Genomic DNA, 22523 nt, shown 5'->3' with positions numbered 1-22523 from the left:
GTCACGGCCGGCGCAGCACAGCGCCGCAGGCGACGTCGCGACGGACGGGCGACCCGATCCGTGTTCCGACGGAGCGCTGGCGCAACGCAGGCGAGCTGGCGCGCCGCAGCATGACGCTGGCGCGCCGCAGCGGCTCAGTAGCTGTCGCTGGATCCGCCGCCGCCGGAGCGACCGCCGCCGCCGCCGCCGAACCCGGATCCACCGCCGCCGCGACCGCCGCCGCCGCGGAAGCCGCCGCCGCCGCGGAAGAGGAGCGCTTGCAGGACGATCCACAGGAACCAGCGGAAGGAGGGCGAGATCAGCGCGAGCAGCAGCGCCGCCACGATCGCGACGAGCGTGACGCCGATCTTGATCGGCGAGACCGGGGTGGGCGCCGGCCCGGGCGCCGGGCGCCGCTCCTCCTCGGGCGTCCCGGCGATCAGCGCCCGGGCGATCTCGGTCGTCCCCTGATCGATGGCGTCGCGGAACCGATCCTGCCGGAGCAGCGGGTTGATCGTCTGCCGGATGATGTCGTTCGACTGGAGGTCCGTGAGCGCCCCGCCCACGCCCTTGCCCGTCTCGATGCGGACGCGCCGCTCGGACGGGGCGATCACCAGGAGGACGCCGTTGTCGGCCCCCCGCTGGCCGAGCTGCCACGTGTTGAAGGCCTCGTACGCGACGTCCTCGATCGTCTCGCCCTCGAGCGATCCCGCCACGAAGGCGACGATCTCGAAGCCGGTCTGGCGGCGGAGGCGATCGAGCTTCTGGTCGAGGTAGAGGATATCGGACGGGCCGAGCCGCCCGGCGGTGTCGACGACGTGCCCCGTGAGCTTCGGCGGCGTGAACTCGGCGAGGGCGGGCCGGGCGACGAGCGCGCAGACGAGCGCGATCGCGGCGGCGACCGCCCTGGCCACGGCCCGCAGCCGCGCTCCGCCCGAGACTGCCTGGCGCATCGCCACCCCCTCCTCTCAGAACGCGACCTTGGGCGCCGACTGGACCTCGGGGGAAGCGGTGAAGTACACGCGCGGCTTGAACGGCTGCCCCGTCGCCTTGTTCACCACCTGGCCCCGGATCTTCAGGAGCTCCGCGTTGTACTCGCGCGCCGCCTGGTTGTACTCCTCGCGCGCTCGCAGGATGCGGTTCTCGATGCCCTCCAGCTGGACCTGGAGGCTGTGGAAGCTCTGGTTGGCCTTGAGATCGGGGTACTGCTCCTGCACCACGAGGAGCCGCGAGAGCGAGCCGCTGAGCTGCTCCTGCGCCTTCTGGAAGGCCTGCACCTTCTCGGGATCGGTCAGGTCCTCGGCCTTCAGCTGGACGCTGGTGGCGCGGGCGCGCGCCTCGGCGACGCTCGCGAGCGTCTGCTCCTCGTGCTTGGCCGACGCCTTCACCACCGCCACGAGGTTCGGGACGAGGTCGTAACGCCGCTGGAGGTTCGCCTCGAGATCCGACCACTTCTGGGCCGCGATCTGATCCTTCTCGACGAGCACGTCGTAGCGCTGGCAGCCGACGACAGACGTCATGAGGGCGAGCACCGCCAAGAACACGGAGAACACCGCGAGGCGCTTCCGAAATGTCGATTTGTGAACAATCCGCATGACTGACTCCAGGGTCGCTCGCGTTACCCGACGGGTAAGGCGTCGCGCCGTGTCATGCAAAACGTCGGCCTCGTGGCGGTCGCGGGGTGTCCCGCCGGCCGCCCCGGCGACGTGGTACCCTTCGCCTGCGCGATCGCGCCCGCGGCCCGGGCGCTCGCCGCAGGAGGGCCACACGCGTGGCGCACCGCCACAGCCGCCCGTTCCGATGAGCCACCGCCCGCGCATCGCAGCCCATTCGCTCAGCCCTGCAGCCTATGCGCCGTACGGCGACATCCTCATGGCCTCGCCGCACGGCCAGCCCGGCAGGCCGGCCAACCAGGGGACCGCCCGCCGCTTCGATCACCTCGCCGCGATCGAGAACCTCCGCCCCGGGCACGCGGCGCTGAACGTCTCGGTCTTCCGCTGCGCTCCGCGCTCGAGCTTTCCGCTGCCGCTCGCGCTGCTCGAGAAGCACCCCGGCTCCACGCAGGCGTTCGTGCCGATGAACGCGCGGCGCTACCTCGTCGTCGTCGCCCTGGGCGGCGACCGGCCCGACCTCACGACGCTCGCCGCCTTCATCGCCCACGGCGCCCAGGGCATCACCTATCGCCCCGGCGTGTGGCACCACCCCATGATCGCGCTCGACGCCGAGGCCGACTTCGTCTGTCTGGTCTGGGAAGACGGCTCCCCCGGCGACTGCGCCGTCGTCGAGTACGCCGAGGGCGAGCGGGTCGTGATCGCGATCGAGCCCTGACCGCCGCTCTGTCCCGCCGCCCGTGCCGGCCCGCCGCCCGTGCCGGCCCGCCGCCCGTGCCGGCCCGCCGCCCGCGCCGGCCCGGCGAGGCGCGGCGGCCTGCGCCGGCCGAGGCGGGGCCGCGGCGGAGGCGGTCCCTCCGGGCCGCGATGCGCCGCAGCCTCCGGGGGCGCGCCGCGCTATAGAGGCGCCCCCGACCCATCCCATGCGCCGCTCGACCCCCAATTGCTCGTTCGTCGCGCAGGAGCAGCGAAGGCTGCTCGCCGCGCTCGATTCCCTCGACGTCGTCGCCGTCGCCCGCATCCTCGAGGAGTTCGTCACCGACGAGCGCAAGGCCCGGCTGCGCGGCGTCATCGCGGCGCGGCTCGACGCGGTCACCGTCGCCATGGACGCGCCGCACGACCCGCACAACGGGGCCGCCGTGCTCCGGTCGTGCGACGCGTTCGGCCTCCAGCGGCTGCACATCATCGAGCGCGCCGAGCAGTTCCTCGTGTCGAACACCGTCTCGCGCGGCTCCGAGCGCTGGGTCGACGTGCGCACGCACGCGACCACCGAGGCCGCGGTCGCGGCGCTCCGCGCCTCGGGGCACGAGCTCGTCGCGACCCGCCCGGACGGCGAGCTGACCCCGCGCGATCTCGCGGGCATCCCCCGCCTCGCGCTGGTGCTCGGCAACGAGCGCGACGGGATCCGCCCCGACCTGGCCGCCGCCTGCGCCCGCGCCGTGCGCGTCCCGATGCGGGGCTTCGCGGAGAGCCTCAACGTGAGCGTCACCGCGGCGATCCTGCTCGAGCAGGCGACCAGCGGCCGGCCCGGCGATCTGCCCGAGCCCTACCAGACGAGCCTCTACGCCCGCGCGCTGGTGCTCACCGTCCCTCACGCGGCGGAGATCCTGGCCGCGCGGGGCATGCACCTGCCGCCGCCGCTCGGAGGAACGCCGCCCCCTCCGCCGAAGCCGCGCGGCCCCAAGCCGCGGCGGCCGGCCGCGGCCCCCGCGCGGGACGAGCGCGGCGCCGGCGCCCCGCAGGAGCCGGAAGGCGGCTAGCATGCAGCCCCCCATGCAAAGCCCCGGTCCCCCGCGGCGCGAGCGCCGACCCCGCGGCGCCGTCCCGAAAGCGACCCCCGGCCCCCGCGCGCGCCTCGCCGGCGTGCGCGGGGCGCTCGCAGGGGCGAGGCGCGCCCTCGGCGCGGCGCTCGCGGCCGTGCTCCTCGCCGGCTGCATCGAGGTGCCGCCGCCTCCGCCCAAGCCGCCCCTCGAGCCGAAGGACCTCAAGGTCCCCGAGGGTGTCGGGCTCGAGATCGCGTGCACGCCGACGGGGGTCGAGCTCTGCTTCGACGCCCGCGACAACAACTGCAACGGCGTGATCGACGAGGGGTGCGGGCTCCACACCGGGATCCTCCAGTTCACGATCGCCTGGGAAGAGGCCGAGGCCGACGTCGATCTCAACGTCTACGATCCGGCGGGAGAGCTCGCCCGCGTCGGGGAGCCGACGGCGAGCGGCCTCATGAAGGACCGCGACTGCCCGCGCGTGAGCGGCGAATGCCAGGAGCAGAACGTGGAGAACGTCTTCCTCACCGAGGGCGAGCCGGCCCGAGGCCGCTACCGCGTCGTCGTGCGGCTCGACAAGCTGAACGACGCGACGGCGCCCATCCGCGTCCGCCTGAGCGCGCGGGTCGGCCAGCGCTCGTACAGCATGGCGCTCGACCTGTCTCCCTCGCCCGCGAGCGAGGAGAAGAGCGTCGAGTTCACGCTCTGAGCCCCGGCGGGCCCACCTCCGGCCCGAGCGCGATCCGCGAGCGCGCGCACCAGCAACTCCGCCCTAACAGGAACGGGATCCAGCGACAGCGATCCGCGCGCTTCGCCGCCGCCGCGCGGTTGACGTCCGCCATCCCCCCACCTTAAAAGATGTGGCCATTTTACACCCGGAGACGTCCCGCGAATGAATCCCATTTGGATGCTCACATTGCTCGTCGGCCTCTTCGCCGCCTTTGCGTGGAGCGCCAACCGGCGTTGGCAGCTCCTCAAGGTCGGGCGCGGGGAAAACCGGCTCGACCGGCTCGCCGAGCGCCTCAAAGGCACCTGGGAGTACGCCTTCCGCCAGCGAAAGATGGGTTACTACCCGCTCGCCGGGCTCGCGCATAAGCTCATTTTCTTCGGATTCCTGGTTCTCCTGCTCCGCACGCTGATCCTGTGGGGGCGCGGCTTCGACCCGGCGTTCGACCTGTGGATCCTGGGGCACGACCCGGTGCGGCTGCCGGGCATCGGCGCGGTGCCGCTCGGCGGCATCTACGAGTTCGTGAAGGACGTCATGGCCTCGCTGGTCGTCGCCGGCGCGCTCGTGTTCATCTACTACCGGGCGATCAAGCGCGAGCGGCGCATGACCCTGTCCGGCGAGGGGCTGCTCATCCTCGGCATCATCGTCACGATGATGCTGAGCGACATGCTCTATGACGGCGCCTCGCTGGTGCTGCACCACCGCTGGTCGACCGCGGCGTGCGCCTCCGGCGACGCGGCGCTCTGCGAGCGCGTCGCCACCGTGACCGCCCCGTTCGCGGGCGTCCCCGCGGACCCGGCGGCGCTCCGCTGGCACCTGTTCCCCGCGCCGGCGGGCTCGCTGTTCGCCGTGCTCCTGAGCGGCGCGAGCCCCGGGACCCTCGTCGTCCTCGCGCACATCGGGTTCTGGACGCACGTCACGCTGGTGCTCGTGTTCCTGAACCTGCTCCCGTACTCGAAGCACTTCCACATCATCACGTCGATCCCGAACGTCTTCGCGCGCAACCTCGACCCGCGCGGCCGGCTGCCGCTCGTCGCGGGCAGCGCCGAGGCGATCGGCGAGATGGTCATGAAGGCCGCCGAGGAGCCCGAGAAGGCCGAGCCGGTCGGCGTCGGGCGCATCGAGGACTTCACCTGGAAGGCGATCCTCGACTTCTACACGTGCACCGAGTGCGGCCGCTGCAGCGACAACTGTCCGGCCCACAAGACGGGCAAGATCCTGAGCCCCAAGCAGCTCACGCTCGACCTGCGCGACCACCTGTACGGCCGCGACGTCGAGTTCCTCAACCGGCCCGGCGGCCCGCGGGGCGAGGGCAACGGCCACGCGGCGCAGGCGAACGGCCACGCCGGCGACGGCGCGGCGGCGCAGGACGGCCAGGGCGCGGAGGCGGAGGGCGCCGGCCACGCGGAGCAGGCGGCGCCGGAGAACCCGGTCCCGACCCCGGAGGCGGGGTACAAGCCCGTCGACCTCGTGGCGAACGTCGTCCACCCGGACGTGCTCTGGGCCTGCACCACGTGCCGGGCCTGCGAGGAGCAGTGCCCGGTGATGATCAGCTACGTCGACAAGATCGTCTCGATGCGCCGCCACCTGGTCATGGTGAAGGGCGAGTTCCCGGCCGAGCTCGGCAATCCGTTCAACGCGATCGAGGTCAACGGCAACCCGTGGAACCTCGCGCGCCTCGATCGCGCAAACTGGGCCGAGGGGCTCGAGATCCCGACGATGGCCGACAAGCCGCAGGCGCCGGTGCTCTACTGGGTCGGCTGCGCGGCGAGCTACGACGACCGCGCGAAGAAGATCGCGCGCGCGACGGCGCGGCTCCTGAAGGCGGCCGGCGTCGACTTCGCGATCCTCGGCCAGGAGGAGACCTGCACCGGCGATCCGGCGCGGCGCGCGGGCAACGAGTACCTCTTCGCGATGCTGGCCGAGCAGAACGCCGCGACCCTGAACGGCTACAAGGAGCAGGGCGGCATCCGGAAGATCGTCACGACCTGCCCCCACTGCTTCAACACGCTCGCCAACGAGTACCCGGACTTCGGCGCGAAGTTCGAGGTCGTGCACCACACGGACTTCCTGCTCGGCCTGGTCGCCGAGAAGAAGCTCGTCCCCAAGAAGCCGGTCGAGGGGAAGGTGGTCTTCCACGACTCCTGCTACCTCGGCCGCTACAACGACGTGTACGAGCAGCCGCGCGACATCCTGAAGCGCATCCCCGGCGTGCAGCTCGTCGAGGCCGAGGGGTGGAACCGGCAGAAGGGGCTCTGCTGCGGCGCCGGCGGCGCGCAGATGTGGATGGAGGAGCAGAACAAGGACCGCGTGAACGTCAAGCGGACGCTGCAGCTGCTCCAGACCGAGGCGAAGACGATCGCGACCGCCTGCCCGTTCTGCCAGACGATGATCACCGACGGGCTCAAGGATCAGTCCAAGGAGGACTCGATCCGCCAGCTCGACGTTGTCGAGCTGCTCGAAGAGAGCTGCGCCCTCGACCGCACGGCCGGCAGCCGCGCCGCCCAGGAGGCCGCCGGCTCCGAGACGGCCGCCACCGCCTAGCTCCCCCATATTTCCGTTGCGAACGCACGCGGGACCGCCGCGCCGTGAGGTCCACGGCGTACGATCCCGCGCATTCGCCTACATTTGCGCCCTGGAGCAAGCCTGACGAGGATCAGGCGCAGCCTTCTCGTGCGTCCCGTCTCGGCCTGAGCTAGATTCGGCCGTGCCGCCGGAGGTGGATGTGATTGAAGGCGCTCTGAAGGGGACCGCGAACCTGGACCCCCGCCCTACGCTGGAGGGAGCCGCGAACGCGGAGCACCGGCTGAGGGGGACATTGACTCACCCGATCTGCATCTCGGTCGACGCGGTCGCCGACAGCGCGCTGCGCGCGCGTCAGGCCGCCTCAGGGGCGACCGAGCTCCGCTGCGATGTGTGCGACGCGGCCATCGAGGGCGAGCCCGCCGGGCGCGGCCTCTACGTGTGGTCGCGCGGCGATGAGCTCCGGATCGAGGAGCCCGCCCTGTGCGGCGGCTGCGCCGTCGCCATCGGAATGACCGCGCTGTCCGCCTGGAACGTCGAGGAAGAAGAGGGCTGAGCCCGCCTCCGCGGCCGCGTCGAGGGGCGACGGGCGCGGGCCGCGCCGCCGCCCGGCGGCTCGCTCCACCTCAGCATCTCTCAGAACGCCTCGCCGATCGCCAGGTTCACGGCGATGGGCAGCACGCCGAACAGCGCGTCCGGCGTCCGCTCGTCCGGGGGCCAGCCCTCCTCCCCGGGCGTGCACTTGCCGAACACCTGCATGCACGGGACGCGGTAGCCGACGTCGAAGCGCAGCGGGCCGACCGGCGTGGTGTAGCGCAGCCCGACGCCGGCCGAGAGGTGCGGCCGCTGCGCCCCCGCGCGGAACAGGCTGAGCTCCCGGGTGACGTCGCCCGCGTCGGCGAAGATCACGGTGCCGAAGCTCTCGCCGAGCGGTATCCGGAGCTCCAGGCTCGCCTCCCAGAGCAGCCGGCCGCCGATGGGGACCAGCGGGGCCTCATCGCCCTGGGTATCCCGCTGGCCGGTCAGGCTCGGCACGCGGGCGTGGGGACCGACCTCGTTGAACCCGTAGCCGCGGTTGCTCGTCGCGCCGCCGCTGAAGAACCCGCGGAACTGCATGAGCTGGACGTCGGCCCCCACGTCCGCCCGGCAGCCCGCCCGGGCCGGATCGTCCTCCGCGAGGGTGTCGCACCGGGTCAGATCCGCGGACGACGCGTCGCCGTAGCCGCTCGGGAACAGCCACCCGGTGGTCATGCGGAAGCCGAGGGTCCATTTCCGCGAGACGGGGAGGTAGGCGCGAAACTCGGGCTGGAGGCGGAGGTCGCGCGCGGCGCGGACCTCGTGCCCGACGATGGCGTTCGCCAGCGCGGTGTCGAATTTCAAGTACCCGGCGAGCTGCGCGTCCAGCGAGACGTAGTAGCCATGGTGAGGGGTCAGCCGGTCCGGCTTGCCCGCCCGGTTCAGGCGGCGATCGTAGGACACGAGCGCTTGCAGATAAGGGATGAAGATGGACTGGAACCCCTGCGGCAGCGGCACGTCGTTGTAGGAGAACGGGCTGTTGAGCTGAACGTTGTAGAGGAGGGCCGCGTTCAGGTCCGATTTCAGGAACGGCCGCTCCAGACCGATGGAACCGACGTACTCGCGGTAGCCGATGATCGCGTGCTCCGGCGGCTCCTGAGGAGGGTTTGCTGCATTTTCTGACTCCCCCTCTTCCGGTTTCTCTGCCTTATCGGGCTTGGTGCAGAACTCACCGGTCCGCGGGCAATAGAGCTTGAACGAGCCGCGCAGCACCGCGGCCGTGCGCCGCTCGAACGCCCCCGGCTGGCGGAGCTCGGACCGCAGCTGGATCTCCGGCAGGAGGCGGAAGGTGTCCCCGAGATCCTCGCCGAGCAGGGTCGAGAACTCGACCGGATAGAAGACCAGCCCCGGCCGGGCCTCGATGTTGAAGCGGCGCAGGCCGCCGAGGAAGTTGCGATCCTCCCACCCGGCGACGAGGTGCGCCTCGACGCGCGAGCCGACCTCGGCGCCGCCGCCGAGCTTCACGGCGCGCAGCGCGGCCGGCTCCACGGAGAACGTCACGGGGACGACCGGGCTCCTCGGCTGCCCGGGCGGCGCGAGCTCGGGCTTCACGGCGACGGCGCCGAACACGCCGAAATCGGCCAGCGCCTGCTCCGCCTCCGCGAGCGCCGCGGTCGAGAAGCGCTCGCCCTCCTCGATGCCGATCGCCGTCCTGACCGGCCCCTCGGGCAGCTCGCCGAGCCCCTCCAGCTTCACCTTGCCGAACGTGCACTCGGGGCCGAGCTCGATCGTGTAGCGGACCCGCGCCTCGTTCTTCACGAGGTCGACGTCGACGTGCCCCTCGACCGTCGCGTAGGCGAAGCCGCGATCCGTGAGCACCCGGAGCAGCGCCTTCTTCAGCTCCTCGTACTGCTCCTCGTCCAGGCGCTCGCCGACCCGGAGCCGGGCCTTCGCGTCGGTCACCGGCCGGGCGATGTCCTTGCCCTTCTCCAGGGTCCAGTCCCGCCACTGGAGGTCCACCGAGGCGATCTTCACCGGCTGCCCCTCGGAGACGACGATGCGCACCCGCACGCGCCCCTCCTTGCCGGGGCCGCCGGTCCGCTGCACCCGCGCCGCGCGCGCCCGCGCGTGGTAGAACCCGCGCGCCCGGTAATACCGCTCGATGCGCGCCATGTCCCGCTCGAGGACGAACCGGTCGAACCGCTCGTACTCGACCGTGAGCGCGTCCCAGATGCTCAGGATCGGCACGGGCTCGAACGCGCCGCCGAGCAGATGCGAGCTCTCCGCCGTCGCGATCCGATCGGCGAGCTCGTCGCCGCTGATCACCTCGTCGCCGTCGAACGAGACCTCCTCGATGGCGCACCCGCTGAGGTCCGGGCGCGTGCACGCCGGCGGTTGACGCGAAGCGGCACAGGCGGAGACCCCCAGCGCTGCGAGCGCCGTGAGCGCTGCGGCGACGGATCGCGACGGCGGGACCTGGACACCTGAAAGAGAACTTTCGGTTGAGCCGGCGACGATGCGGCCGCCCCGGTGAGCGCGATGGCGAGGATTCAACGTTTGGCCCGTGTTTTCGATATGCTGCCGTCCACTTCGGCCGCCGGAGGCCCGCTCCGAGTCTGAGCGGGCCCTCGGAGCGGCGCGAGCGAGGGAGAGCCTACGAGATGGCAGAGCCGACGCAAAAGGAACCTGGTGCCGGTGGGTACCCGGGATATGGATTGCCGCACGAGCCTGGTGCCCACGGGGTGCCCGCGAGCGCCGGCGCGCCGTTCGGAGCGCCGCCCCCCGAGGAGCGGCGCGGCGCCCTGAAGGCGCTCGTGGCGATCGGCGGCCTCGCGTACGCCGGCGCGATCGCCGTGCCGGCGGCGACGTTCCTCGCCAGTCCCACCGGCAACGCCGGCACGTCAAGCGGGCGAGAGCGCTGGGTGCGGGTCGGGCGCCTCGCGGATCTCCCGCCGGGTGAGCCCCGACGCCTCAAGGTGATCGGCGAGGAGCGCGACGCCTTCACGGTCGCGAAGGACCAGATGCTCGGCGCCATCTGGGTCATCCGCGAGGGCGAGAAGATCCGCGCGATGAGCGCCACGTGCCCGCACCTCGGCTGCGGCATCGAGCTCAACGACGACAAGAAGAGCTTCAACTGCCCGTGCCACGCCTCGCGCTTCGCCCTGTCGGGCGTGCCGGAGACGGGGCCGTCCCCGCGCCCGATGGATGCGCTCGCGACGCGGGTCGTGGACGGCTGGGTCGAGGTGGACTTCCGGCGCTACCGTGACGGGACCGCCGAGCTCCAGGAGATCGCAGGATGAGCTTCGGCGACTGGCTGAACGAGCGCGTCGGCTACCGCGAGCCCCTCCGCCGCCTGCTCGACGAGCCCATCCCCGGCGGCGCGCGCATCGGCTACGTCTGGGGCGGCGCGCTGGCGCTGCTGCTGCTCGTCGAGGCCGTCACGGGCGCGCTGCTCATGTCGGCGTACGCGCCGAGCGCGACCACGGCGTGGGCGAGCGTCGCGCACATCAATTTCACGCTGCGCGCCGGGTGGCTCATCCGGGGCCTGCACTACTTCGGAGCGCAGGCGCTCGTCATCCTGGTCGCGGTCCACGTGGCGCAGATCGCGATCCACGGGGCGTACCGCGCGCCGCGCGAGGTCGGCTGGCTCCTGAAGCTCGGCCTGCTGCTGATGATCCTCGGCTTCGCCTTCACCGGCAACCCGCTCCCGTGGGACCAGGACGGCTACTGGGGCACGCGCGTCGAGACGGGCATCATGGGCGCGGTCCCCGTCGTCGGGCCGCTCACGCAAGAGCTCGTGGTCGGCGGCAGCTCGCTCGGCCACCTGACGCTGACGAGGCTCTACGCGCTGCACGTGTTCGTGCTGCCGGCGGCCACGGCCCTGCTGCTCGCCGGCAGCTTCGCGCAGTTCCGCAAGCACGGCTTCGGCGCGCCCCACGGCGCGAACCTCTCGAAGGCGGACCGGTTCTTCCCGAAGCAGCTCGGCATGATCCTCCTCGCCGCCGCGGTCGCGCTCGTCGTCCTCTTCGATCTCGCGGCCATCGAGCACGGCGCGCCCCTCGAGGCGCCCGCGGACCCGGTCAGCGACTACACCGCCCGCCCGGCGTGGTACTTCCGCCCGCTCTTCGAGCTGCGCAAGTTCTTCCCCGGCTCGCTGGAGCTCATCGCGACCGTCGGCCTGCCGGGCGTGCTCGGGCTGTACCTCGCCCTGCTCCCGTTCATCGACAGGAAGCCCGGCCCGCTCCGCGCGCGCCTGCCGGCGCTCGCGCCGCTGTTCCTGGTCGGCCTCGGGGCCGTCGGCCTCCTCGCGAAATCGTTCGCGTCCGACGCGAAGGACGAGGGCTACCAGCGCTCGCAGGCGCAGAACGCCCAGCGGACCGCGCGCGCGATCGCGCTGTTCAAGCAGGGCGTCCCGCCCGAGGGCGCGCTCGCGATGCTGCGCAACGATCCGGAGACGCGCGGCGAGGACCTCTACAAGAAGGAGTGCGCGAGCTGCCACCGGCTGAACGATCTCGGCCCGCCCAAGGACAAGCAGACGGCGCCGGACCTCACCGGGTTCGGGACGAAGGCCTGGGCGCTCGAGGTGCTGAGGGATCCCGACGCCGACCACCTCTTCGGCAAGACGCCGTTCAAGGAGATGATGCCGTCGGTGGTCAAGCCGCCCGCGGATCCCGAGGCGGCGAAGGTGTTCACGCCGATGAGCGCGGCCGACCAGGAGACGATCGCCGCGTTCCTCGAGGCGCAGGCGCGCGGGGAGCCGAGCGCCGGGACCCAGGGGGAGAAGCTGGTCCGGCAGCGGTGCACGAGCTGCCACCGGCTCGACGGCAAGACCGACGACGAGGAGTCGGCCGCGCCCGAGCTCCGCGGCTGGGCCTCGGTCGCGTGGATCGAGGCGCAGATCGCGAACCCCGGCAGCGGCAAGGCCTACCCGCCGGCGGCCATGGCGAAGGATCTCGAGGGCCACATGCCGGCGTTCGAGGAGAAGATCTCCGCGAACGACCGGAAGATCCTCGCCGCCTGGGTGTACCGCCGCGGCCGCGGCGAGGCCGCGGCCGGCGCCAAGGAGCCCGAGAAGAAGCCCTGAGCGCGCCGCGCTCGGGCCCCCGCCGTCCCAGACCTCCCTCCGCTCGCTCCTCCTCTCGATGAACGCCGGCGCGCGCTGATCCGTTCGGGTCGCGGCGCGCATGCCGGCGCTCGCGCGCGCCCCGGCGCGCACGCCGGCATGCGCGGTGCTGTGCGTCCACGAGGGCGGGGGCCGGTGGCGACATCGTGCACGGTCGCCTCTCACGCCGGCGTGCGCGCGGCGCTCGCCTCGACGGCGGCGGCGCGCGCGCGCCCAGAAAGAGCAGGATCCGTGGACCTGGATGCGGCCGTGAAGCATCACTTCCCGTGGATCGCGGGCACGCTGATCGCGTCCGCCGCCTACTTCCAGGCAGCGGGGTTCTCGCACCTTCTCGGGAGGACGATCATCCCGGACAGAGCCGCGGGGATCGCGCCCCTGGCGCAGGCCTCCCGCCGCGCGCAGCGGAACGACCTGCACGCGACGAACGCCGACGCGATCCTGCAGCGCAACCCGTTCGATTCGGCGACGGGGCCGCTCCTGCCGGCGCCGGGCGGCGCCCCCGAGGCGCGCGCGGCCGCGGCGGGCGGCGATCCGTGGCGCGATCCGATCTGCGACGCCGGGCGCGTGGTGCTCATCGCGGCCTCGCAGGACGACGCGTGGTCGTTCGCGGCCATCGAGGGCCCCGACGGGCGGACGCAGCTCCGGCGGCTCGGCGGCGACGCGCCGGGGGGCACGCTCGCGCGCATCGCCTGGGACCGCGTCTGGATCGCCGCGGGCGGCGCGCGCTGTCAGCTGCAGCTCGGGAAGAGCGCGCGCGCGGCGGCGCCGGAGCCGCCGCCGCCGCGGCCCGAGGCGAGGCCGGTCGGCGCCGAGGGCGGCATGAGCTCGATCCCGCCGGAGATCGCCGCCCGCATCCGGCGGGTGAGCGCCACGGAGTTCAACGTCGACCGGTCGGCGGTCGACCAGATCCTCGAGCAGCAGGCGCTCCTCATGCGCTCCGCCCGGGTGATCCCGGAGCGGCAAGGGGGACGGGTCGTCGGGCTGAAGCTCAGGATCAAGCGGGGCTCGCTGCTCGAGTCGCTCGGGCTGGAGAGCGGCGACTCGCTGAGGTCGATCAACGGCTTCGACGTCACCGATCCGCAGAAGGCGCTGGAGGCCTACGCGCGGCTCCGGACCGCGAACCACCTGTCCGTGGCGATCGAGCGCGGCGGCCAGCTGATGACCGTCGACTTCAACATCCGCTGACGGCGTCGGCGCCTCGGGCGGAGCCCCGCGGGGCTCAGCCGAGGGCGTCGAGCGTCGCCTTGGCCGCCCGGCCCGTCAGCGACGGCGGCGCGACCGACTCCCACCACGCCGCCGCGTGCTGCTCGGTCCACTCGGCGTCCAGGCGAAGCGCGGCGAGCCGCTCGGACAGCTCGCGCGCGGACTGCGGCCGCTTCGCCGGGTCCTTCTCGAGGCAGTCGAGCACGAGCCGGTCGAGCGCCGGCGGGATCGGGCGCCCCGCGCGCTTCGACGGCGCGACGGGCGCCTCGGTGGCGTGGAGCAGCACCATCTTCATCGCGGTCTCGGCCTCGAACACGAGCGCGCCCGTGAGCAGCCAGTAGGCGACGCACCCGAGCGCGTAGATGTCCGTCCGGCCGTCGACGGGGCGGTCGCCGACCACCACCTCCGGGGCCATGAACGCGGGCGTCCCGGTGATCGCGTTGTCCGCCGTCAGCGTGGAGGGGGCCGCGTCCTTCTTGCGCACGGCGACGAGCCCGAAATCGAGCACCTTCAAGAAGTCGAGATCCGCGCCGTAGCGGCACAGGAAGAGGTTGGCGGGCTTGATGTCGCGGTGCACCAGGAAGGCCCTGTGCGCCTCGTGCAGCGAGTGGCAGGCCTGCCGCAGCAGGTGGACCACCCGCGCGGGCGGCTGCGGGCCGTCCAGCTTGACGAGCGTGTCGAGGTCCATGCCGTCGAGCAGCTCCATCACGTAGTAGAACGACCCGTCGCGGGCGACGCCGAAGTCGAAGATGCCGATCGTGTGCGGCGACCTCAGCGCCGCGGTCGCCTGCGCCTCGCGCTCGAACCGCGCCTTCGCGTTGCCGCCGCTCGCCGCTTCGCCCTGGAACGCCTCCGGGCGGATCAGCTTCACGGCCGCGGGGCGCGCGAGCATGCGGTGCCTCGCCCGCCACACCTCGCCCATGCCGCCGCCGCCGAGCCGCTCGACGAGGCGGTAGCTGCCGAGCTCCCGCGCCGCGTCGAGCTTGCGCCCGAGGCCGAAGACCACGCGCGACACGAACACGGAGAGCGCGAGCGCGATGACGCTCGGGAAGAAGCGGCGGAACATCGCCTCGCGCGGTGGCATCTCCATGAAGCCCGACCGGACGAGCACCCAGAGGCACGCCGGGTCGGTGAGGATCGCCACCGTCGAGGTGAGCAGGGTGCGAACGCTCGGGGCGGGGATGATGATGGGGAACACCAGCACCCAGACGGCCACCGGCGGCCAGCCCGGCAGCATCGGCCCCTCGGGCCACGGCTGCGCGTTGGTCATGACGGCGATGGAGGCGGCGCCGAGGACCTTGTAGGCGAACGAGAGGTCGACGATCCGCGGCGGCGAGAGCAGCCGCCGCCGCGCGACGACGAAGAGCGCGGCCGAGACGAGCACGAACGGCAGGAAGACCGCGAAGCGGATCGGGCGGGGGCCGAGCGCGACGCCCGGGAAGAGCTCCGACACGATGAAGCCGGCGGCGCCCACGACGATCGTGAAGAGCGCCAGCCACGCGATGCGCCGCACCGCCTCCTCCTCGAGGTCCGGGGGGAGCCGCGGCGACAGCCACTCCCAGCGCGTCCTCGCGCAGGGATTGCTGGCGTCGGGGCCGAGGAAGACGGTCTCGCTCATGCGTCGCGCGCGGCGCACGGCCGCGCCCGCCAGCCTCTAGGGGAGCACGCAGGCGGGGGGAATAGAAGAGGAGCGCGGCGCCCCCGCCGCGCGCTCCGGCGGCGCTACTTGGAGAAGACCTGCGCGGCCGCGAGCCCGGTGCCCTTCGTCGCCTTGAGGATCACCTTGCCCGGGCCGCCGACCGGCAGCGGGTTCTTCCAGCAGCCGGAGGCCTTGCCGCCGAGCGTCGCCGCGGCGCCGGTCGTGCTGTCCTGCGCGAGGACGACGGGCGGCAGCCCGGGCGCCGGCTGCGACACGAGCTGGATGTCGAGCTCCTGGACGCCGATGCCGATGCCGACGACCGTGTAGCACTTGCCGGCCGAGATGGAGATGTCCTGCTCGAGCGTCTGGCCCTCCTGGAACTGCCCCGCGAACGGCCCGCCGTCCGCCTTCATGCCCGGCGCCTCCGTCGTGCCCATCCCCTGCAGGACGGGCGTCGCGGCCACCGCGGCGACCGGCGGGATCGGCGTGGCGGCCGTGCCCGCGGGCGCGGGCGTGGCCGTCGTCGTGGGCACCGTCGTCGCCGTCGTCGGCACGGCCGACGCGCACCACTGGCCGGGCGGGCACGGGTTGCTCGGGTCGATCGTCGGCTCAGGCGTCGACGAGCAGGCGAGCGCTCCGAGCGCGGCCAGGGAGAGCGGGAGTACGTGGAAGACACGCATCATGAGAATGCTCCTTCGATGGGCATGAGCTCGCCCGATCACTGAACGAGGTGCCGGCGCTTCTTACACCGGCTGCGGTTCGACGTGTTGGCCGAGCGCGCGACGCAGCGGCCTCGACAGCGCGGCGGCAACGGAAGGCGACGAACGACAACGGACGGCGCCCGCCGCCGCCGCGCCGCTTTGCGCCCAGCGCGCGGCGTGCTATCCGAGGTTGGCCTGCGCGGTCTTGCAATTCCAAGTAGTTAAACTATACACGTGATTCGCGTCACCTGCGTGGGACGGCAGTGCGCGCCCAGTGGTGGACCTCCGCAGCGTGCCTTGCCTCCTGGCCTCCTCCGGCCCAGGCGGCGTGCTCACGCCGCGGGGGGCCGTCCCGCTGTGTCCTGAGCGCCCGGCGTCGTCGCGCGGATAACGCGCATTCGTCGGAGCAGCCATGAGCCAGGATCAAAAGCCCCCTCCCGCCGAAGGCAGCGCCCTCTGGTACAAGGACGCGATCATTTACGAGCTCCATGTCCGCGCGTTCAGCGACTCGAACGCCGACGGCATCGGCGACTTCGAGGGGCTCGTCGACAAGCTCGACTACCTCCAGGATCTCGGCGTCACTGCGATCTGGCTCCTGCCGTTTTACCCATCGCCGCTGCGCGACGGCGGATACGACATCGCGGACTACACGAACATCAACCCGTCTTACGGGACGCGGCGCGAGTTCGCCCGCCTGCTGCGCGAGGCGCACCGCCGCGACATCCGCGTCATCACCGAGCTCGTCCTGAACCACACCTCGAACGAGCATGAGTGGTTCCAGCGGGCGCGGACCTCGCCCAAGGGCTCGCGCTGGCGCGACTTCTACGTCTGGAGCGACACGCCCCACCGCTACAAGGACGCCCGGATCATCTTCAAGGATTTCGAGACGTCGAACTGGACGTGGGATCCGGTGGCCAACGCCTATTACTGGCACCGCTTCTACTCCCACCAGCCCGACCTCAACTTCGAGAACCCGGAGGTGCACGCCGCCGTGTTCAAGGTGGTCGACTTCTGGCTCGAGATGGGCGTCGACGGGCTGCGGCTCGACGCCGTGCCGTACCTCTACGAGCGCGACGGCACGAACTGCGAGAACCTGCCGGAGACGCACGAGTTCTTGCGGAAGCTCCGGCGGCACATCGACGCGAACTTCTCCGATCGCATGCTCCTCGCCGAGGCCAACCAGTGGCCCGCCGACGCCGCGGCGTACTTCGGGAACGGCGACGAGTGCCACATGAACTTCCACTTCCCGCTCATGCCCAGGATGTTCATGGCGGTGGAGCTCGAGGACAGCTTCCCGATCGTCAACATCCTGAAGCAGACGCCCGTGGTCCACGAGACCTGCCAGTGGGCGACGTTCCTCCGGAACCACGACGAGCTCACGCTCGAGATGGTGACCGACGAGGACCGGGACTACATGTACCGCGTCTACGCGCAGGAGCACACCGCGCGGATCAACCTGGGCATCCGGCGGCGGCTCGCCCCGCTCATGAAGACGCGGCGCCGGATCGAGCTGATGAACGCGCTGCTCTTCTCGCTGCCGGGGACGCCCGTCCTCTACTACGGCGACGAGATCGGGATGGGCGACAACATCTATCTCGGCGACCGCGACGGCGTGCGCACGCCGATGCAGTGGAGCGCCGACCGGAACGCCGGCTTCTCGCGGGCGAACCCGCAGAAGCTCTACCTGCCGATCATCATCGACCCCGAGTACCACTACGAGGCGATCAACGTCGAGGCGCAGCAGCAGAACCCCGCCTCGCTCCTCTGGTGGATGAAGCGGCTCATCACCTTGCGCAAGCAGAACAAGGTGCTTGGCCGCGGCACGATCGAGTTCCTGCACCCGGACAACAGCAAGGTGCTCGCGTTCATCCGCGCGTACGGGGACGAGCGGCTGCTCATCGTGGCGAACCTGTCGCGGTACGCGCAGCACGTCGAGCTCGACCTCGCGCGCTTCGAGGGCATGGTGCCCGTCGAGCTGTTCGGCAGGAGCCGCTTCCCGGAGATCACGAGCCGCTCCTACCCGCTGTCGCTCGGGCCGCACGACTTCTTCTGGTTCGCGCTGGAGCCGGCGACGCCGGCGACGTCCGTGGGCGAGGCCCAGGCGGTGCCCGCGATCTCGACGAGCGGCTCGTGGCGGGCGCTGCTCTCGCCCGAGGGGCGCAGGGCGCTCGAGCCGGCGCTCGGGAAGTTCATCGCGGCGCGGCGCTGGTTCCGCGGCAAGGCGCGCACCCGGCGCGCGACGACGCTCGCGGACGTCATCCCGATCCTGCGCAGCGAGCAGGCGGTGGCGGAGCACTACCTCCTGCTCGTGCGCGTCGAGTACACGGACGGCTCGCCGGAGACGTACGTCGTGCCGATCGGCTTCGCCACGGGCGACTACGCGCGGACGCTCGCCACGCGGACGCGCCACGCGGTGATCGCCGACGTCACGGTGCGCGATCCGGAGCCGGAGGCCGCGGCGGCGCCGGAGGGCGTCCTGTACGACGCGCTCACGACCCCGGAGTTCGCCGCGCTCATCCTCGCCGCGATCCGCGCGCAGGGCGTCGCGACCGGCGCCGCCGGCGAGCTCCAGGCGCTGCCGTTCGGGACGACGCTCGAGGCGCTCGGCGCGGAGGGAGAGCTCCCGGCGCGCGTCGCCGAGAGCGAGCAGAGCAACACCACCATCATTTACGGCGACAAGCTGCTCCTCAAGATCTTCCGGCAGGTCGAGGAGGGCATCAACCCGGAGCTCGAGATCGGCAGGTTCCTGACCGACCACCAGTTCCCCGCGACGCCGCGGCTCGCCGGGGCGATCGAGTACAAGGGCCGCGGCCGCGAGCCGACCACGGTGGCGATGCTCCAGGAGTACGTGCAGAGCCAGAGCGACGCGTGGACGAGCACGCTCGAGTCGCTGAACCGCTTCTTCGAGCGGGTGCTCGCCGACGAGGGCTCGGTGAAGGGGAGCGTGCCGCCGATGCCGGCCGGCACGCTCGTCGACGCGTCGCGCGCGGCGCCGCCTCCGGTCGTGAACCAGCTCATGGGCACCGAGCTCGTGAGGATGCGGCTGCTCGGCGAGCGCACCGCGCAGCTCCACCTCACGCTCGGCAAGGAGAGCAAGGACCCGGCGTTCGGGCAGCAGGCGTTCACGACGCTGCACCAGCAGTCGATCTTCCAGTCGGCGCACGGCATGCTCTCGCGCACCTTCACGCTGCTCCGGAAGCGCGAGCGCGCGCTCCCCGAGAACGTGCGCGAGCTGGTGTCGGCGATGCTGCAGCGCGAGGCCGAGATCAACGCCAAGCTCCAGCAGATCGTGTCGAGGAAGTTCGACGTGACCCGCATCCGGACGCACGGCGACTTCCACCTCGGCCAGGTGCTCTCGACGGGCGACGACTTCATCTTGATCGATTTCGAGGGGGAGCCGGCGCGGCCGCTGAGCGAGCGCCGCTACAAGCGCGGCCCGCTCCGCGACGTGGGCGGGATGCTGCGCTCGTTCGACTACGCCGGCGCCTCCGCGCTCCGCGACGCTCGCCTCCGGCCCGAGGACGTCACCGTCCTCAAGCCGTGGACCGACGCCTGGGTGGCGTGGATCTCCGCGAGCTACCTCGCGGGATACCTGGAGACGATCGCGCGCGCTCAGGCGGACGCCGAGCCGCGGGCGGACGAGACGGCGCCGTACGTGCCCGCGAGCGACGCGGACACGGCGCTCCTGCTCGACTTCTACCAGCTCGAGAAGTGCATCTACGAGCTCGGCTACGAGCTCAACAACCGGCCCGACTGGCTGGACATCCCGCTGCGCGGGCTGGAGCGTCTCATTACGCCCAGGGCGTAATCACCTCCCGGCGCGCCTCCCTCCCCTCCCCTTCCCCTCCAGCCGGTCAGACCGCATCGGGCGCCGCCCAGCCGAGCGCGCGCCCGATGCGCGGCGCTCGCGGAGACCCGGCGGGCTCGCGGGCTCGCGGGCTGCAGCTCGTTGCCCGCGCGGGCCGCGCCCACCGCGACCGCGAGGGCCTGTCCGGCGGCGCGCGCGTCGGCTCTCCCGCGGAGAAGGTGCTTTGGCGTGGTGCGACTGGCTTGGTCGGCAGGCGAAGAGTCGAGTCGGACGGCAGTTATCTCTGCTAGACTGGCGGCCTGCGCGGCTGACGGACAGCACCAGGAGCGCGGTTGGCCTGAACCTCGGGCCAGGAGGTCCTACCAGTGAGCAGGAGTTCGCAACTCGGTTTGGGACTACGCATTGTCGCCACGCTTCTGATTTTCTCATTCAATGTGCGCGCCGAGCCCGGAAATTCCGCCAACGACGCGGTGACCCGCTTGCGCGCGCAGGCGAACGCCGCCCAGGCGGAGGGGCGTTTCGCCGAGTCGCGGGAGATCTGGGAGGCGATCTGGACGATGGAGCGCTCGCAGGTCGCCGCCTGCAATATCGGGGCGCTCGCCTACCGGATCGGCGACGCCCCCGCGGCCGTGCGCTGGCTGTCGCTCTGCAAGGAGATCATGCGGCCGCCGCGCACGCCGGAGGAGCGCGAGCTGTACGAGTCGCGGCTCTTCGACCTGGCGCGCGCGCGCCAGCTCGTCGGCGAGCTCCGCATCGCCATCCCCGCCGGGGCGACCTGCACGATCGACGGCGAGCAGGTCACGGTCGAGCGCGACAAGCCGATCCCCGTCACCCCGGGGCGCCACGCCGTGGTGGCGACGCTGAACGGCGCCGCCGCCCGGGTCGACGTCGATGTCCGCCGCGGGGAGCTCCGCGACGTCCGGCTCGACGTGCCTGGTCCATCGCTCCGGCCGACGGCGACGAGGGCCCCTGCGCTCGCGAGCGCGCCGCCCGCCTCCAGGCTGCGGACCGGCCTCATCCTCGGGGGCGCCGCGGCCTCGACGCTCTTCCTGGCGCTCGGCGGCGGGTTGATGATCGTGGCGCACGAGGCGGAGATGAGCCGGAACGAGACCGCGCGCAGCGCCGGCGGCAACAACTGCCTTCGCCTCATCGCGCCGGAATGCAAGCGGGCCGCCAGGTACGAGGACACCATGTTCACGGCGCGCGAGCTCGGCGCCGCCAGCTTCATCACCGGCGGCGTGCTGGCGGCCGGCACCCTCGGGATTGCGCTCTTCACCGAGTCGTCGCCGAGCCCGCGCGCCGAGGTCACCGCGTCGCCCAGCGGCATCGCGCTCCGCGGCGTGTGGTGAGCCAGCCCCTCCGCTGAGCCCGCCGGCGCGCTGGACGACGCGGGCGCCGCCGTTATCCTCGAGCGCTGGTGTGGCGATGATCCGGCTGGAGCTCGCAGGCGCGCATACGCGGTTGCATTCGACGCTGTGCGGCGCCTGCCCGCAGGGGCCGACCGGCTGCTGCGCCAGCCCGCCGGGGGTCGAGTGGTCGGACATCGGGCGGATCGTGTCGCTCGGCGGCGCAGGCTGGCTGCTCGATCAGATGACCGCGGGCAACCTGCGCCCCGGCCGCCGCGGCCTGCTCATCCTGCGCGTCGAGCCCCAGGGCAGCGACGGCCACGCGCTGCCGAAGCGGTGCGCTTTCCACGGCCCCGAGGGGTGCACCATCCCGCCCGAGCGGCGCGCCGCGACGTGCAATTACTATGTCTGCGACGACGCCTTCGCGCACGGGGGCGAGGGTCGCGGCGACCCTGAAGCGCTGGCCGGCCGCAGGGCCCAGGACGCGCTCGTGGACCTCTACGGCCGCTGGGATCTCGAGCTCGCCGCGCTCATCCTTCAAGGCTGGCCAGACGGCCCTACGTGGAATCAGGATTTTCTCGACTGGCTCGGTCGAGAATACGATCGCCGCGCTGCCACTGCAGCGTCCTCCCCTCGAGCGCTCCGGGCCGAATAGACCATCACGCGGCCGGAGCGCTGGAGTCGGCGAGCAGGGCCACATTTTTCTATCATCAGCGCAATTTCTTCGCCGAAAAGGCGGTCATTGCATGACTTTTGTGGCGTAGCTGCTTGGACGCTCGCCGTGTTGGGACATACTCGTGCCCTCGATGGCTTGGCCGTATCCGGGGGCAATGGTGTGCCGCTCGGGTCGCGCCGAGGAAAGGAGACTTATGTCACGTTGGTTGAAGCTCTCGTTGCTTGCCGTTGGTGCCAGCGCCCTCTTGGCCGCGTGCGGAGACGACGGAGAATCGCCCGCTGGGTCCAGCAGCACGTCGAGCGGCACGAGCACGTCGGCCACGACCGGCTCGGGCGGCGACGGCGGGAACGGCGGCGGTGACGGCGGGAACGGCGGCGACGGCGGGAACGGCGGCGGCGACGGCGGGAGCGGCGGCGACGGCGGGAGCGGCGGCGAGTCCCTGCAGGCCGAGGCGGAGCTCCTGGAGCTCAACTCGAGCGGCCTGAGCGGGACCGCGACGTTCACGCAGTCCGGCGAGGAGGTGACGCTCACCATCACGGTGTCCGGCTGCCCTGCCGGCGAGCACTCCGCTCACATCCACGAGAACAAGAGCTGCGAGGAGAACGGCGACGCTGCGGGCGCCCACTGGATTCCGAACGGCGAAGGACTCGGCAGCTTCACGTGCGATGACGCTGGCGAGGGCACGCACACGGTCAAGCGCGGGACCGACGTCTGGACCGTCGGCGGCGACGCGGCCACCGACGTGACGAAGTACTCGATCGTCGTCCACGCCGCGGCAGATCCGAACGCCGGCGGCCGCATCGGCTGCGGCCTCATCGAGCAGGAGTAACCCCTCCGCGGAGCTCTTCTGTGGAGCTCTTCTGTCCGGGCCCGCCGAGGGCGCGCCGCTTCCCGGCAGGCGCGCTCTCCG

Annotated in this window: 17 protein-coding genes; 12 read left to right on the top strand and 5 right to left on the bottom strand. The window is 72.1% G+C overall.

Translation table 11 applies throughout. The annotated features are described in order from the left end of the window. Positions 1-134 precede the first annotated feature (134 nt). Positions 135-932, bottom strand: coding sequence for a TPM domain-containing protein (locus WME83_RS03170; protein ID WP_437317784.1), 798 nt, complete (start codon positions 930-932; stop codon positions 135-137). Between the two features lie 15 nt (positions 933-947). After that, on the bottom strand, positions 948-1574 hold the full coding sequence (locus WME83_RS03165; protein WP_129572892.1) for a LemA family protein: 627 nt from the start codon (positions 1572-1574) through the stop codon (positions 948-950). A 205-nt stretch (positions 1575-1779) separates the two neighbouring features. On the opposite strand from WME83_RS03165, the gene WME83_RS03160 reads away from it, so the two are divergent. The 5 genes from WME83_RS03160 to WME83_RS03140 all read left to right on the top strand — a co-directional run bounded on the left by WME83_RS03160 (position 1780) and on the right by WME83_RS03140 (position 7158). After that, the gene (locus tag WME83_RS03160; protein ID WP_437317783.1) at positions 1780-2307 is read left to right on the top strand and encodes an ureidoglycolate lyase; all 528 of its coding nucleotides are present in this window, start codon (positions 1780-1782) and stop codon (positions 2305-2307) included. Between the two features lie 205 nt (positions 2308-2512). After that, entirely contained in the window at positions 2513-3349 is an 837-nt protein-coding gene (locus WME83_RS03155) for a TrmH family RNA methyltransferase (protein WP_437317782.1), read from the top strand. Positions 3350-3362: 13 nt separating this feature from the next. After that, entirely contained in the window at positions 3363-4061 is a 699-nt protein-coding gene (locus WME83_RS03150) for a hypothetical protein (protein WP_437317781.1), read from the top strand. 198 nt (positions 4062-4259) lie between these two features. Then, positions 4260-6623 carry a (Fe-S)-binding protein gene (locus tag WME83_RS03145; protein WP_437317780.1) on the top strand — a complete coding sequence of 788 codons (2364 nt, stop codon included), beginning with the start codon at positions 4260-4262 and terminating at the stop codon, positions 6621-6623. 181 nt (positions 6624-6804) lie between these two features. Then, complete coding sequence (locus WME83_RS03140) at positions 6805-7158, top strand: hypothetical protein (RefSeq protein ID WP_437317779.1); 354 nt, start codon at positions 6805-6807, stop codon at positions 7156-7158. 80 nt (positions 7159-7238) lie between these two features. Here the strand turns inward: WME83_RS03140 and WME83_RS03135 are convergent, their stop codons facing one another. Beyond that, on the bottom strand, positions 7239-9545 hold the full coding sequence (locus WME83_RS03135; RefSeq protein ID WP_437321957.1) for an autotransporter assembly complex protein TamA: 2307 nt from the start codon (positions 9543-9545) through the stop codon (positions 7239-7241). Between the two features lie 314 nt (positions 9546-9859). On the opposite strand from WME83_RS03135, the gene WME83_RS03130 reads away from it, so the two are divergent. The 3 genes from WME83_RS03130 to gspC all read left to right on the top strand — a co-directional run bounded on the left by WME83_RS03130 (position 9860) and on the right by gspC (position 13425). Beyond that, positions 9860-10417, top strand: a complete 558-nt coding sequence (locus WME83_RS03130) for a ubiquinol-cytochrome c reductase iron-sulfur subunit (protein ID WP_437317778.1) — start codon at positions 9860-9862, stop codon at positions 10415-10417. Continuing rightward, the gene (locus WME83_RS03125; protein WP_437317777.1) at positions 10414-12201 is read left to right on the top strand and encodes a cytochrome b N-terminal domain-containing protein; all 1788 of its coding nucleotides are present in this window, start codon (positions 10414-10416) and stop codon (positions 12199-12201) included. Before WME83_RS03130 ends, WME83_RS03125 begins: the two co-directional genes overlap by 4 nt. 270 nt (positions 12202-12471) lie before the next feature. Beyond that, a complete protein-coding gene (gspC, locus tag WME83_RS03120; RefSeq protein ID WP_437317776.1) occupies positions 12472-13425 on the top strand; it encodes a type II secretion system protein GspC in 954 nt (317 codons plus the stop codon). A gap of 34 nt (positions 13426-13459) precedes the next feature. Here the strand turns inward: gspC and WME83_RS03115 are convergent, their stop codons facing one another. Both WME83_RS03115 and WME83_RS03110 read right to left on the bottom strand, forming a co-directional pair. Further along, positions 13460-15061 carry a serine/threonine-protein kinase gene (locus tag WME83_RS03115; RefSeq protein WP_437317775.1) on the bottom strand — a complete coding sequence of 534 codons (1602 nt, stop codon included), beginning with the start codon at positions 15059-15061 and terminating at the stop codon, positions 13460-13462. Positions 15062-15165: 104 nt separating this feature from the next. Beyond that, positions 15166-15765 carry a hypothetical protein gene (locus tag WME83_RS03110; RefSeq protein WP_437317774.1) on the bottom strand — a complete coding sequence of 200 codons (600 nt, stop codon included), beginning with the start codon at positions 15763-15765 and terminating at the stop codon, positions 15166-15168. A gap of 430 nt (positions 15766-16195) precedes the next feature. Here WME83_RS03110 and treS point away from each other — a divergent pair, with 430 nt between their 5' ends. From treS to WME83_RS03090, 4 genes are all read left to right on the top strand, one after another. Next, complete coding sequence (gene treS / locus WME83_RS03105) at positions 16196-19591, top strand: maltose alpha-D-glucosyltransferase (protein WP_437317773.1); 3396 nt, start codon at positions 16196-16198, stop codon at positions 19589-19591. Between the two features lie 470 nt (positions 19592-20061). Next, a complete protein-coding gene (locus WME83_RS03100; RefSeq protein WP_437317772.1) occupies positions 20062-20940 on the top strand; it encodes a hypothetical protein in 879 nt (292 codons plus the stop codon). Between the two features lie 112 nt (positions 20941-21052). Continuing rightward, positions 21053-21592 carry a hypothetical protein gene (locus tag WME83_RS03095; protein ID WP_437317771.1) on the top strand — a complete coding sequence of 180 codons (540 nt, stop codon included), beginning with the start codon at positions 21053-21055 and terminating at the stop codon, positions 21590-21592. Between the two features lie 214 nt (positions 21593-21806). Then, positions 21807-22442, top strand: coding sequence for a superoxide dismutase family protein (locus WME83_RS03090; protein WP_437317770.1), 636 nt, complete (start codon positions 21807-21809; stop codon positions 22440-22442). Positions 22443-22523: the final 81 nt, after the last annotated feature.

Source organism: Sorangium sp. So ce385 (assembly GCF_051474135.1).
Classification (GTDB): domain Bacteria; phylum Myxococcota_A; class Polyangia; order Polyangiales; family Polyangiaceae; genus Sorangium; species Sorangium cellulosum_D.
The sequence above is the reverse complement of the archived record's forward strand: the minus strand, read 5'-3'. Positions and strand labels throughout refer to the sequence as shown.